The organism is Niallia sp. 03133 (assembly GCF_052663225.1).
The window spans coordinates 212,877-225,158 of sequence record NZ_JBQTCY010000001.1 but is presented as its reverse complement, the minus strand read 5'-3'; the positions used below and the strand labels follow the sequence as shown (position 1 = coordinate 225,158).

Annotated in this window: 13 protein-coding genes; 5 read left to right on the top strand and 8 right to left on the bottom strand. The window is 35.1% G+C overall.

Annotated features, from left to right (window positions below):
• Nucleotides 1-84: 84 nt before the first annotated feature.
• The 3 genes from ACTYBU_RS01170 to ACTYBU_RS01160 are packed head-to-tail and all read right to left on the bottom strand — an operon-like array spanning nt 85 to nt 3,382.
• Nucleotides 85-1,182: an ABC transporter permease gene (locus ACTYBU_RS01170; protein ID WP_445486623.1), complete on the bottom strand. Its 1,098-nt coding sequence runs from the start codon at nt 1,180-1,182 to the stop codon at nt 85-87.
• A complete protein-coding gene (locus tag ACTYBU_RS01165; protein ID WP_445486622.1) occupies nt 1,179-2,438 on the bottom strand; it encodes an ABC transporter permease in 1,260 nt (419 codons plus the stop codon). Before ACTYBU_RS01165 ends, ACTYBU_RS01170 begins: the two co-directional genes overlap by 4 nt.
• Before the next feature lie 11 nt (nt 2,439-2,449).
• Nucleotides 2,450-3,382 carry an ABC transporter ATP-binding protein gene (locus ACTYBU_RS01160; RefSeq protein WP_445486621.1) on the bottom strand — a complete coding sequence of 311 codons (933 nt, stop codon included), beginning with the start codon at nt 3,380-3,382 and terminating at the stop codon, nt 2,450-2,452.
• A gap of 204 nt (nt 3,383-3,586) precedes the next feature.
• On the opposite strand from ACTYBU_RS01160, the gene ACTYBU_RS01155 reads away from it, so the two are divergent.
• The 3 genes from ACTYBU_RS01155 (at nt 3,587) to ACTYBU_RS01145 (ending at nt 5,078) form a co-directional block, all read left to right on the top strand.
• A complete protein-coding gene (locus tag ACTYBU_RS01155; protein WP_445486620.1) occupies nt 3,587-3,790 on the top strand; it encodes a helix-turn-helix transcriptional regulator in 204 nt (67 codons plus the stop codon).
• Nucleotides 3,790-4,233 carry a branched-chain amino acid ABC transporter substrate-binding protein gene (locus ACTYBU_RS01150; RefSeq protein ID WP_445486619.1) on the top strand — a complete coding sequence of 148 codons (444 nt, stop codon included), beginning with the start codon at nt 3,790-3,792 and terminating at the stop codon, nt 4,231-4,233. The genes ACTYBU_RS01155 and ACTYBU_RS01150 overlap by 1 nt, the downstream gene beginning before the upstream one ends.
• A 209-nt stretch (nt 4,234-4,442) precedes the next feature.
• Nucleotides 4,443-5,078: a class I SAM-dependent methyltransferase gene (locus tag ACTYBU_RS01145; RefSeq protein ID WP_445486618.1), complete on the top strand. Its 636-nt coding sequence runs from the start codon at nt 4,443-4,445 to the stop codon at nt 5,076-5,078.
• Nucleotides 5,079-5,172: 94 nt separating this feature from the next.
• On the opposite strand, the gene ACTYBU_RS01140 is transcribed toward ACTYBU_RS01145, so the two are convergent.
• The 5 genes from ACTYBU_RS01140 to ACTYBU_RS01120 form a co-directional block, all read right to left on the bottom strand.
• Complete coding sequence (locus ACTYBU_RS01140; protein ID WP_445486617.1) at nt 5,173-5,859, bottom strand: HAD family hydrolase; 687 nt, start codon at nt 5,857-5,859, stop codon at nt 5,173-5,175.
• Nucleotides 5,860-5,911: 52 nt separating this feature from the next.
• Nucleotides 5,912-6,553, bottom strand: coding sequence for a response regulator transcription factor (locus ACTYBU_RS01135; protein WP_445486616.1), 642 nt, complete (start codon nt 6,551-6,553; stop codon nt 5,912-5,914).
• Nucleotides 6,550-7,656, bottom strand: coding sequence for a sensor histidine kinase (locus ACTYBU_RS01130; RefSeq protein WP_445486615.1), 1,107 nt, complete (start codon nt 7,654-7,656; stop codon nt 6,550-6,552). The genes ACTYBU_RS01135 and ACTYBU_RS01130 overlap by 4 nt, the downstream gene beginning before the upstream one ends.
• Nucleotides 7,657-7,916: 260 nt before the next feature.
• Entirely contained in the window at nt 7,917-8,276 is a 360-nt protein-coding gene (locus ACTYBU_RS01125; RefSeq protein WP_445486614.1) for a YisL family protein, read from the bottom strand.
• A 205-nt stretch (nt 8,277-8,481) separates the two neighbouring features.
• The gene (locus ACTYBU_RS01120) at nt 8,482-8,796 is read right to left on the bottom strand and encodes a hypothetical protein (protein ID WP_445486613.1); all 315 of its coding nucleotides are present in this window, start codon (nt 8,794-8,796) and stop codon (nt 8,482-8,484) included.
• 417 nt (nt 8,797-9,213) lie between these two features.
• On the opposite strand from ACTYBU_RS01120, the gene ACTYBU_RS01115 reads away from it, so the two are divergent.
• Nucleotides 9,214-9,912: a YoaK family protein gene (locus ACTYBU_RS01115; RefSeq protein WP_445486612.1), complete on the top strand. Its 699-nt coding sequence runs from the start codon at nt 9,214-9,216 to the stop codon at nt 9,910-9,912.
• Nucleotides 9,913-10,900: 988 nt separating this feature from the next.
• The gene (locus tag ACTYBU_RS01110) at nt 10,901-11,773 is read left to right on the top strand and encodes an AraC family transcriptional regulator (protein ID WP_445486611.1); all 873 of its coding nucleotides are present in this window, start codon (nt 10,901-10,903) and stop codon (nt 11,771-11,773) included.
• Nucleotides 11,774-12,282: the final 509 nt, after the last annotated feature.

The window sequence follows — 12,282 nt, the reverse complement described above, 5'->3', positions numbered from 1 at the left end:
TTCTCTCTGATTGTTTCATTTTTATCGATATAGTTTTTTTTTTTTTAAATCGCCAATGTTCACATTATCTGTTCCCCGGCATTTCTATACATGCCTTTTTTCAATCAAACGAATGCCGACTCCCAGCATCAGTGTACCCATTAGCAGAAGTACCGCAGCTGGCAGAAGAATTTCTGACAAGGAAGCATCCTGTGTGATTACTTTATTCAGCATTTCCATGCCATACGTAATGGGTATAATTTTTGATAGAAGCAATAAAAATTTGGAAGTTACTATTTCTAATGGCCAATAGGCACCGCCAAGCATTGCAAAGCTTACTGTTATAAGCGGGATAAGCGAATTAAATTGACTCGCTGTGTTTACTAAACCGGTAAGTAAAATTGCCAATGCAACGATGGCAAACAAATAAGGGATGATCAGGAGAAAGACCCAATAATAGTTCCCATAAAAATCTATCCCAACACCGTATTTAAAAATAGCGAATATCAACATGATTTGAATATAGCCTACGATAAAACTAAACAGCAAATGCCCTAAATAAAGCTGTGTTTTCGACGTAGAAGATAAAATAAACCGATCCCAAATACCATTTTGCTTATCTCGTAAAATTTCCACCACCGTATAAGCGATTGTATAGATGCTGAAGAATAGGGTAAAGCCAAATAATGATTGAAGTGCCTGATTATAAGTGGATTTTTTCTCCGAAACATCACTGTCAAATGATACTGGCAATATTGGATTTGCTTCATTATCTGCTAAAATTTTTTCCGCATCTTGATGATTTTGTGCCAATTGTATCATTGCTGCCTTTTGCTGTTTATTTTGATAATATTTTTCTAAAAAGCGATTGATCACAATTACATTAGAACTATCAGCAATACGATAAAGAGTGTAATTATTTTCTGCCAGCGCTATACCAGCTTCTGATGTGCCTTCTTCTACTTTCTTTTTTGTTTCTTCTTCCGAAAACACCTTAAATGTATAGCTTTCGCTTTTGTTTAAGTCCTTTACAATGCTGTGAATATCCTCTGTCCCATTTACACTGTAAACAGGAACTTCTATTTTTGTAAAAGAAGATTTCCCAAGCAAAAAAGCAAACGCCATACACATAATTGTTGTTACGATAAGTGCACCTGGCTTGCGGATAAACTGTCTATATTTTCCCCATAGTATCGCCTTCATGATGCTACCCCTCTTTTCCTAATGAAAGCAAGTGTTAACACAATTAGTACTCCAGTAAATAACAGAATTGCTTGAATTTGATTCCAAATGTCGCTAAAGGAGTAATCCTGAAATACTTTTAAATAAGCGGTCATTGCTGCACCACCCGGCGAGTATTGTGCCAATGTCTCCATAAAACCGCCAATAGCGCTAACATCAAAAAAGCTTCCGCCAATAAACGAGAGAATAGGAATAAATAAACTTGAAAAAATATTGGCGACATTCCTTGAATTCAGTTTATAAGAAATGCTTGTTATAAATACAGCAAAGCTTGCAGTCATTGCATTTAACGCTAATGTTATACATAAATAATTAATAATATTAGGAAAGGTCACCCCATAAATGAGTGCTGTTAAACCAAACAATACATTGAGCTGAACAAAAGAAAGCAAAAAGGTTGCAGCGAATATTCCAGCAAAATAAGAAAAGCGTGATACATTTGCGAGTAATGTCCGCTGATACATATACTCTTCTTTTTGTTGATAAGCAAATCCAGCTATGGTTGTAGCGACATAAAAAACAAACATGACACACATGCCAACTGTATAATAAGAAATGGCGTCTATCTTTTTTTTCTTTGTGATATTTTCGATAGTGCCTACCTTTGTCTGGGCTGCAGACAGCTGTGTGTAATCAACTTTTAATTGCTGTGCTGTTTTTGCATAAGTTAACTCTTTCTGAAAATTAGTGATAATATCTTGAATAACCGTTGCTTCTAAGGAAGTGTTGTCGCTTACTGTTAATTTCCACTTTTCTACTTCTCCATTTCCCTGCACGAGCTTTTGATAAAATTGTTCAGAAAACGATGAAGGAATTTCCAAAACACCACTATATTTTTTTTGTTCTTTTGCTTTTAGTGCGCCTTCCTTTATGACTGTAACTTTCAACACTTTTTTTAACTCTTTATTTTCAGTCAGTTCCTTAAAAAAAATATCAACTGGATTAAAAGAATAAATAATAGCTGTTTTTTCCGCTTTTTCTTTTTCCGATAAAGACGAATTTTGAATGTCATTTATTGCTTTTTCCTGTGCTGTTTTCGGATTATCTTGCAACAAAACAGCAAGTTTTGCGTCTATTGTTACTTCATTATCATTTAATGCTCCTAATGCACTTCCTAAAATCGTAATAAGGATAAAAGGCATTAACAGCAGCACAACCAGTTCTCTTGGCCGTCTCCAAATAATAAGCAATTCTTTTTTTATCAGCTGCCAGAACATATTACCCCTCCTTAATCCCTTAACTGCCGGCCAGTAAGATGCAAAAATACATCCTCAAGGGTTGGTGTTTCAATATTTACAGAAAGCACATTTGTTGCATTTTCTTCTGCTAGTTTAAAAATATCCTTCAGCAAGTTGATTTGCTTCGGGACAATCACTGTAATAATAGATTGCTGGATAGAGAGATTTTTTACATTGGCATGATTTTTTAATGCCTCTACAAATTCATGCTTTACCATTTCTACTTTAATATTTATCGCCGTTTCAGCAGACAGAATATTTTTTAATTCTTCTTTTGTTCCAGAGGCAATAATTTGACCATGATCCATAATATAAATGCGGTCACAAAGGAACTCTACCTCTTCCATATAATGACTTGTATAAAGGACAGTCATGTTTTGCTCTTTATTCAGCCTTTTCACCGTTTCTAAAATATAATTGCGCGACTGCGGATCAATACCAACGGTCGGCTCATCCATGATGATAATCTTCGGCTCATGAATAAGGGCTACTCCAATATTTAATCTTCTTTTCATCCCACCTGAAAAAGTTTTCACCAAATCCTTTTCCCTATCTTTTAAGCCGATAATATCAAGCACTTCATCTACTCTTTGCTGCAGACGGCTGTTTGGAATTTTATGCATTTTGCCAAAAAAGATTAAGTTTTCTCTTGCCGATAATTCCATATAAAGGGCAATTTCCTGGGGAACTACTCCTAAAATCTCTCGTAAATGCTGTGGTGATTTTAATATGCTTTCATTATGCAAGCGAATATCGCCGCTATTTGGTGCAACTAAAGAAGAAATTAGCGAGATCGTCGTCGATTTCCCAGCACCATTTGGTCCTAACAACCCAACTGTTTCTCCACTTTCTAAATAAAAATTGATGGAATCTACTACCTTTTTTTGTTTATATGCTTTGGACAACTCTATAATCTCTAACATATTATCATCATCCTTTCTACAACCTATCATAAAGATTTTTCCTTTTATCTCCTATACCTAAAGGTCATTTCTTTTGGGAAAATAGTGACTTAGGTCATGGGAAAAGATCATTTTTTATGAAAAATGTTTTCCCTCCCACAAACGTAACATATATATTGCATTATGTAATATATATGTTACACTATTGGTAGAAGGAGGTAATAAATGAAGAATATGGTGAAAACAGCACGTCTTCAAATGAATTTAACACAACAGCAATTAGCTGAATTAACTGGTGTAACGAGACAGACGATCAGCTTAATTGAAAAAGGAAAATATAATCCCACATTAAAATTATGTCTAGATATATGTTATACGGTCAACAAATCTTTAGATGAATTATTTTGGATCGATAAGGAGGAATTATAATGCAAATAATTAGAGATGAACGTTTAAAATTGAAAAATCTACGGAATATACGGATTGCCTTTCTTTTTCAAACAATCTGCATTATAGGAATTTTAATTTATGATGGAGTTAAGTATGGATTAAATGCAGTAATGGATAATCCACTATACTTAGTGATTTTAGGTACATCGATTTTGCTTGGCTACTTAAATATTACGATATCTGTTGATGTATATGACGATCATGTAAAAAAGCCCGGCCCTTATTATAAAACGATTTTCTACTCTTTAGCAGTTGGCATTATCTTTTCCTTCATTACTGTACTAACACCTGATGGTACGACAAAAACTGGGATAATAGTAGGATCTGTATTATTTTTATGTTTTTTTTGCACCTTTACCTTTGCCTATTTTCTAAGAAAAAAACGCTATAATGAATTTAAGGATGAAGATGAGGAAATATGATTGGCACGGCATCCCCATTTTATGAAAGAAAATAGAACCCAACTGTTGATAAGTGGAATATTTTTCAAATAGAAGCAAGAAAGTGAATGCTAATATTCTAAATTACTTGAACAGACGTATTGTATAAAGGAACTCCCAGCATACAAGTCTGAAACGCTCCGAACTTAGAAAAAGTAAAGAAGGAATCAATAAGGAGTTGTATAAAAATAATGAGTAAACAGAAGAGATATTGGAATAAAGTCGCTAATCAAAAAGAATTTACTACCCCTTTTCAATCCGATCTATTTTTAAAACATGTGAATCAAAATGCTTCCATATTAGATTATGGGTGTGGTTATGGAAGAACATTATTTGAATTAAAAGATTACAAGTTTGAAAATTTACATGGTGTAGATTTTTCAGAAGAAATGATTAAGAGAGCTAAGTCCAATGAGTCAGAAATTAATTTTCAGGTTGTAAGAAGTGGCAGTCTTCCTTTTCCCGATAATTCTTTTGATGCTGTTTTACTTTTTGCAGTTTTAACGTGTGTTTATAAAAATGATGAACAGAATGCTATTTTAAATGAAATTAAACGCGTATTAAAACCAGACGGTATTATCTATATTAATGATTTTTTACTTAATGATGATGAAAGAAACAAAGCTCGTTACGCAAAAGATTATACTAAGTATCATACTTATGGAGTATTCGAATTAGCGGGTGGTGCCATTTTACGTCATCATAATGAAGAGCGTGTAAAAGAATGGACGAATCATTTTGAAGAATTAGAATACCAAAAAGTAGAATATGCAACGATGAATGGCAATCGTTCTAATGGGTTGGTTTACATAGGTAGGGCAAAATAAATGTATTATAGATATACTATCCAAAAAGAAATTCCTTGAATTTCGAGGTTTTCTTTTTGGATTACTAAGATCTAATTTGCTTAACCCCATTACTCTAAATTTGACTGATCAAACAATTTTTTTCTATCAAACTATCTAAGTTATGTATTTCTGTAATACAAGCATAGGAAGGCTTTTTCTTCCGATTCAACCAAACCCCATTCATGCCTGCATTATTGCTTGCTAGTGCGTCTATCTCCAAATTATCGCCAATATAAATACATTCTTCTGTTCTCGCATTCGCTTGTTTACAAGCTTTTATAAAAATATCCTTATTCGGCTTAGAAATGCCTAATTCACTTGAGGTGTTCACTTGATCAAAATAGGAATGCAATCCTGTATAATCCAGCTTTTCTACTTGCTGCTGATAATCGCCATTACTGATCACACCAAGTTTATATCCGAGTTTTTTTAATTGCTGCAAGCAAGGGGCTGCATCAGGAAAGGCTGTCCAATTTTCTTTGTAAAAATGCAAGTATTCCATAAATAATTGGTCTGCCTTTTGATCTGTTACACTTTCTCCAAAAAGTAATTTTATTCGCATCCTTCTTTGCTCTTGAAAGGAAAGTTCACCTGCCAAAAATCGCTCATAATAAGCATGGGACAAGCTGATCCATAATCTTGGAAACTCGTTATCCTCTATCAATAAATCCTCTTTATACTTATCATAAAATTCCTGTGCTCCTAATCTTTCTGCCAACTCATGGTCAACTAATGTTCCATCGAGATCAAAAAAAATCATGTGCTCACCTCACAATCAACTAGTAAAATCCTTTAATTGTGTTTTTCTTCATTCATATAAAATCATTTTTCACCGCAAATATAGCCAGCTGCGTCCGGTCTCTTAGTTCCAGCTTCGTTAAAATTTGGGTGATATGATTTTTAACCGTTCCAACAGATAAAAACAATTCACTGGCAATTTCTTTATTTGTTTTGCCTAAGCCGATATTTTTGACAATTTCCTTCTCTCTGTTTGTCATCGGAAAAAGAGTTGTTGTTTGCTTTTTCGATTTCTTTTCTAAAAGCAGCTTTGGCATTACTTTCGCAGCTACTTGGTCATGAATAGAGATTCCGCCTGCTAAACAGCTTTTCATGCTATGCAATAAATAATCGCTGTCCGTAGTTTTTAATAAAAATCCGTTTGCTCCTTCTTTCAAAGCCTGAATAGCATATTCCTCATCATTAAAGGTCGTTAGGATAAGAATTTTCACCTGCGGAAACCTCTTTCTAATTTGCTGTGTTGCTTCTATTCCATCCATTTCAGGCATGCGAATATCCATTAGTACAATATCCACAGCATGAAGGTCTAGTAAATGCAGCGCTTCTTTTCCATTTTCAGCTTCTGCAACAACTATAACCTCTGCATCTTGTTCAATAATCATTTTCAGGCCGTTTCTTACAATTTGTTGATCTTCCGCGATTAAGACCCTTATCATTTTTCTATCTCCTCTACCGGCATATTTCCTTGTAAAATAAATTGATTTTCTATTTGAAACGTATTTAGTTTTCCGCCTATTTCCTCTAATCTTTTCTTCATATTTTTCAAGCCAAATCCGTCGTAAATAGGATGTTTATGTAAGTAGGCATTTTTCATCTCAATTGTTAGATGTCTAATCGGCGAAACTCCTAATGTGATAAAAACCTCTTTTGAACTACTGTATTTCATAGCATTTGTGATGCCTTCCTGAATAATTCGATAGAGAATGGCGCTTTGCATATTGCTGATGCGCATTCTTAATACACCTTGTTTTGTTGTTAAATGAACATGCACGGCATTTTCACTTTCCAGCTTTTTTATTAAATGAATAACAGATGAAATCCCTTGCATTTCCTCCGCCTGTAATATGCGTACTGCTTTTCTTGTTTCTTCCAATGATTCAGATGCCATATTTTGCAGCATCGCATACGATTCCTTTTTTTCTTGAATAGAAAGAAGTTCAATTTGCATTAAAAGAGCTGTTAACTTATGCCCGACAGAGTCATGCATTTCTCTTGCAATCATATTCCTTTCTTCCATTCTTGCTGTACTTTCATTTTGAAATGCCTGCCGTTTTTGGATCCGATATTCTTGCAATAATGATTCATATGTATCTTTTATCTGTAAATATTCTTGCTTGCTTTCATTTAAAAGAAAAAGCAATATAACTACGGTTAACGCTGCACATCCATATAAAGTGATCGGATAATGAAATACTAAAATACTGATAAAATAATGGATAATGATTGTACTTAAAAGGATCACACGGAATGCTTTAATTGAGACTGCTTGACTACTCTCCATTAATATGAAGAGCACAAGTATTGCTAAAAAAAGAAATACTTCCTTTTCCACAGCTAATGCTACCAATTGGATAAGAAAAAGTATGGACAAGTAAATGAATATTTTCTTCTTAATAATCGGAAGGAGAAAATAGAGTCCGAGAATGCAAGTGGAAAAGAATAGAAGAATAATGAATGAAACGGTATGTGGATAGGCAGCGGAAATAGCTCCTGTCATTAATAGTAAAAACAGCAAAAATTTTATATAGTAAGATCGCAAGCACAATCTCTCCATTTCTATAATAATCTGACTTTAACGTATCAAATAAAAACGGAACTGGTCAACAAAATTTTTCCAATGCATCTGGAATAAACAAAATGACGAAATTTGGCGATTTTTGAAGAAAAATAACTACTTCGGAAAAATTGAAACAATATTGCAAAAAACTGAAACAATAGAAGGAAAAATTAAAACAATAAGGGACAAAACTGAAACCATTTCTAAATCCAAAGAAAAAGAGAAGGATTTCTCCCTCCCTTTTAGCCAAAATGCCATAATCCCATCGGCAATGTCATGCCTAAATACAGGACAAGTACCAATGCGACAACAAATTGCGTCCATAGTATCGTTGTTTGTCTGCCTTTTTTTGTTCGAACGAGAATCATTTCCAGCGCAACAATTACCCATAGTCCAACAAGTGTTTTTAGAACATACATTGGCGGAAGACTTCCTAAAGTGTATAGCATCCATATCCCCGTTCCTATAACAAACAAATACATTAAACGAAGAATCATATGTACAATCTTGCTGCCCTTTTCTTTTCCACTTTTATGCAACCCGTATGCTATTACAAACAGAATCAGTGCAAGCAGCCATGAAGTGATGTGAGCATGTGTCATTATGTCTCTCCCCCTTTCCTTTCCCCTATCTTATCATAATTCCAAATACATGATATCGCTTTTATTATTCCACTGCTATACTGGATAAAACCCTCAATTCCTTTTTTTGGATCTAAAACACCAATTTGTGGACTAGCCCAATTAAACTTTAACCGATTAGTCCACAAATTCCCATTCCGAGCAATATCCCACGTTTTAAGCTATATTATCTTTTTTCCAATGCATTAAGCCGCTGATTTACTCTTTGCAGACTGCGTTGAAGTTGATTAATCTCTCTTTCCTGCTGTTCATTTTGCCGTTCCAGCTGATTCACTCTGCGTTCTAATTGATTGACAGTTCGTTCCAATTGGTTAACTGTACGTTCCAGCTGATTTACTCTGCGTTGAAGCTGCTGCCATTGAGGCAGCTGCAATAATTGTGATTGCTGCACTTGTCTGTTTGGGTCATATTGATCATACGATACATATGAATTGTAGTCGAACTGGGCTTGTGGAATTTGATAATTTCCATAGTGATACATCTGAGCATCTCTCCTTTTGGGTTAATACCTTATAGATTATGTAGGCATTTTCACTGTGAAACGGCGAATACCCAGGAGCTTCTATGAATAATAACATTATTTACATTTGAAATTGGTAACTATAATCAGAAAACAATTTCTTGAGAAAAATCTTCCTCTCTCCAAAGTTTACATTCCATATTAATATCAATATCCATACAAACAATATTTTTCTATTCCAAAAAAATTTCTACTAAAAAATTCATATACTTTTCATTATTCCTGCACTAAATGAATTTAAAAAGTTGTATAATTTATTTGTAATTTGCATTTTACACCTTATTAGCCTTCAAGCAACAGAGCAGGCGAAATGCTGTGACTAATACTTGACATGGCTTTAATAGAAGAACAACTGAAAAGATACAAGGAGATTTTAGTATGACAGACAAACATAAAACACTCCCTTCCTTATCATCCAACTCTGTTCGTTTGGCGATATTATTAGCAATTGTTGGTGGATTCTTGGATGCCTATACTTTCATCAGCAGAGATGGAGTGTTTGCCAATGCCCAAACAGGGAATATCGTCTTATTCGCTGTAAAAGCAGCTGATGGAGCATGGAAAGATGCGATGCTTTATATTCCACCTCTCATTGCATTTATTTTAGGTGTGTTAGTATCAGAAATCGTTAAAGTTCCTTGTATAAGACATTTTTTGCACAGCTATAGACGATCCATTCTTATATTAGAATGTATTGTTTTATTCATAGTCGGCATCATGCCAACAAGTATACCGAACATAGTGGTAACCGTCTGTATATCCTTTGTATCCTCTTTACAGATTTCCACTTTTAACAAATTAGATAAGTGGGCCTATAATTCAACGATGACAACAGGAAATCTCCGGACTGCAACCCAAGCAGCCTATGCAGCATTTATCGAGCATAATCACGAAGCGAAAAAACAATGCAAAGAATTTTTTGGCATCATTGCTTCTTTTTTATTTGGCGCATTGATAGGGACATTTTCCACCACTTATATCGGGAACACCTCCATCTGGATTGCATCAGGAATTTTAGTTGTTGCACTTATCTTCTATCATCGGGATAAAGGGTATTTGAGAAGGTCAGCGTGTTGAAGTAATCTTTGATAAAACTTCATTCTTAAACTTTAGTCATTTTACTAATTTTGTTTATTTAAGTTTGCCTTTATTCGTTCAAATTCAACAGGCATATTTACACTTAAAATTCCCATCCCCACTCTTATAATAAAGTGAACCTTTCCATCAGTGGGGGTTTTCTTCATCCCCCACTGATGGTTAGTTGCGGTCCACAGGATGTGGATTACACAAACGTTGCCACAGGAAGTGGCGACCTTAGTTTGTGTACCTCTTATCGGACCTTTACGGGCTGTTATCCCCCACCTAGCTTCCTCGATTTCTCAGCATCCCCGAGGTGGGGGTCTTACTTCCCGTTAAGAGTGGGATAAAATTGCTGCTATTAAAACCTTTCACATTACTAATATCAAAATTACTGCTGAAGCGGAGCTTGTTTTATCTGTAGGTTTAACCGAATGTTTAATTGATTACTCATTTATGTGCTTTCTTAATTCTTGGAACAGTGTCACATCATTCGAGCGAAGTCTTTATAAAGCAAACTTCCATCAGTGGGGGTTTTTCCTCATCCCACTGATGATTAGTTGCACTTATCGGACCTTTACGGGCTGTTATCCCCCACCTAGCTTCCTCGATTTCTCGACATCCCCGAGGCAGGGGTCTTACAGCCTGTTAAGCGTGGGATAAAACATATAATCCCAATTTCTTTTATCTCCATTCCTCTTTTAACCTCCTTTCGCTTATTAGAGTGAATGTCTGGTAAAAAAGTTTCATATTTTTTATCCTGTTTTTAAAAGCTTTTATTTTCAATGAGTTTGCTCCTTACAATCCTTTCAGCAAGCAATAGGAAATGATCTCCTTCTATACTAGCAATGTTTAAACTAGTTTTTATTTGTGATGCTGCATTTGGCGCATTAAAATTATTAGTAGTGTGGACCCTGCACAATCCGGCACAAAAAGTCGGATGAATCGATTTCACTCCTGCTATCCTACTAATGAAGGAGGTCATATGATGGATTTGCTTAAGAATATGAATGGAGCGATACAGTATATCGAAGAAAACCTTACGAACGATATTGACTATAAAGCGATAGCAAGGATTGCTGTCTGCTCTGAATATCATTTTAAAAGAATGTTTTCTTTCCTTGCAGGAATTTCACTATCCGAATACATCCGTCGCAGACGACTTACTCTTGCAGCATTTGAGCTTAAAGACAGAAGCGTAAAGGTAATCGATATTGCCGTTAAATATGGGTACAACTCAGCAGATTCTTTCTCTAGAGCATTTCAACATTTGCATGGCATAACGCCATCAGAAGCCAGAAATAATGGCAATTCACTGAAAGCCTATCCACGAATGACGTTCCAGTTATCTATTAAAGGAGGCAATGAAATGAACTATCGCATCGAAAAAAAAGAAGAATTTCGCATCGTTGGTATAAAGAAAAGAGTACCGATTCTCTTCAATGGGGTTAATCCGGAGATTGCTTCTATGTGGAAGAGTTTAGATGCTGAAACAATCCATCATCTAAAAAAACTTTCTAATATTGAGCCTAGGGGGCTTCTTAGTGCATCCACGAACTTTTCGGAAGGTAGGATGGAGGAAAAAGGAGAGCTTGACCACTATATTGGGGTTGCAACAACAAAGGAATCCCCAGAAAATTTTACACAGCTTGAAGTTTCTGCCTCTACATGGGCAGTATTCGAAGCAATTGGACCATTTCCTGATACGCTGCAAAATGTCTGGGGACGCATTTATTCGGAGTGGTTTCCATCTTCCAATTATGAACAAAGTGAAGGTCCAGAAATCTTGTGGAATCAAGATAAAGATGTAACCTCACCGACTTTCAGAAGTGAAATATGGATACCAATTGTAAAAAGATAATAGAATAAGAAAAGATCCATAGAAATGATTCTGTACCTCCATGGATCTTTCTTTATTACAAAACGTATAAAACTCTTCCTTTAACATCCCATCTAACGCTTAACAAAAAGAACAATAATAAGCACAAAAACGATTCCAATCATCAAAAAAGGGCCGACACCCGAACTATACACAATATATATTTTAATGTGTCTCAACGCATTCACAGCAAAAAACAGCAGGAAGAAAATACAAAACAACAGGATTAGAGGCATATTTCTATTTCGATTCAAATCCACCAGCCCCTTCGAAGAATCTTATGTGCAGATTAACAATGCTGGAACCAACCATACAGGCGAGAAAAATTTGGAGGATAATAGCTTTTATTCTTTTTTCCGCAATATAACACTATGTTCATCACATCTTGTATTATTCATCTAGCTTGCCATGTTGTTGATAGTGAACCCTTGTAATGGTCTATATGCGAAGGAGAGCAAGTTTTGCTAATAGAACTGAACTAAAACAAATAA

Bases quoted from the DNA above. Each gene is read 5' to 3' on its own strand.
- ACTYBU_RS01150 (WP_445486619.1), top strand. From the start codon at position 3,790: ATGCAAATAATTAGAGATGAACGTTTAAAATTGAAAAATCTACGGAAT.
- ACTYBU_RS01165 (WP_445486622.1), bottom strand. From the start codon at position 2,438: ATGTTCTGGCAGCTGATAAAAAAAGAATTGCTTATTATTTGGAGACGG.
- ACTYBU_RS01170 (WP_445486623.1), bottom strand. From the start codon at position 1,182: ATGAAGGCGATACTATGGGGAAAATATAGACAGTTTATCCGCAAGCCA.
- ACTYBU_RS01160 (WP_445486621.1), bottom strand. From the start codon at position 3,382: ATGTTAGAGATTATAGAGTTGTCCAAAGCATATAAACAAAAAAAGGTA.
- ACTYBU_RS01155 (WP_445486620.1), top strand. From the start codon at position 3,587: ATGAAGAATATGGTGAAAACAGCACGTCTTCAAATGAATTTAACACAA.
- ACTYBU_RS01120 (WP_445486613.1), bottom strand. From the start codon at position 8,796: ATGTATCACTATGGAAATTATCAAATTCCACAAGCCCAGTTCGACTAC.
- ACTYBU_RS01135 (WP_445486616.1), bottom strand. From the start codon at position 6,553: ATGATAAGGGTCTTAATCGCGGAAGATCAACAAATTGTAAGAAACGGC.
- ACTYBU_RS01140 (WP_445486617.1), bottom strand. From the start codon at position 5,859: ATGATTTTTTTTGATCTCGATGGAACATTAGTTGACCATGAGTTGGCA.
- ACTYBU_RS01145 (WP_445486618.1), top strand. From the start codon at position 4,443: ATGAGTAAACAGAAGAGATATTGGAATAAAGTCGCTAATCAAAAAGAA.
- ACTYBU_RS01125 (WP_445486614.1), bottom strand. From the start codon at position 8,276: ATGACACATGCTCACATCACTTCATGGCTGCTTGCACTGATTCTGTTT.
- ACTYBU_RS01115 (WP_445486612.1), top strand. From the start codon at position 9,214: ATGACAGACAAACATAAAACACTCCCTTCCTTATCATCCAACTCTGTT.
- ACTYBU_RS01110 (WP_445486611.1), top strand. From the start codon at position 10,901: ATGGATTTGCTTAAGAATATGAATGGAGCGATACAGTATATCGAAGAA.